1 protein-coding gene is annotated in these 236 nt (G+C 46.6%); it reads left to right on the top strand.

From position 1 onward, the window contains the following. Positions 1 to 181 (top strand): hypothetical protein (locus tag R0J88_RS23485; protein WP_410901388.1); only part of this gene is annotated, 181 nt, incomplete at its 5' end. Between the last annotated feature and the right edge of the window lie 55 nt (positions 182 to 236).

The raw sequence follows: 236 nt of genomic DNA, 5'->3' as shown, positions 1-236 counted from the left end.
GGGTTTCGCGTTGTGCCAGAAGGCAATGAAGGTTTTGAATGTGACGAATCAGCGGTTTGGTGATTATCACTTCAATCACGTCAGGCCAATCAGCGAACCCACCACTTACCCCATCTCCAATGGAGGTCTGTTTGAGTTCGCTTTTCGCCTTGAATTTAGCTGTTACCGACTAGAGCAATAGGAGACTTATATGAGTCGCGAAAACATCAAATTGGGTGCGTGCAACGTCAACTTCA

This window comes from Pseudoalteromonas sp. SIMBA_162, from assembly GCF_046535955.1.
GTDB lineage: Bacteria > Pseudomonadota > Gammaproteobacteria > Enterobacterales > Alteromonadaceae > Pseudoalteromonas > Pseudoalteromonas marina.
Note: the sequence above shows the minus strand (reverse complement) of the source record. Positions and strands in the feature narration are given on the sequence as shown.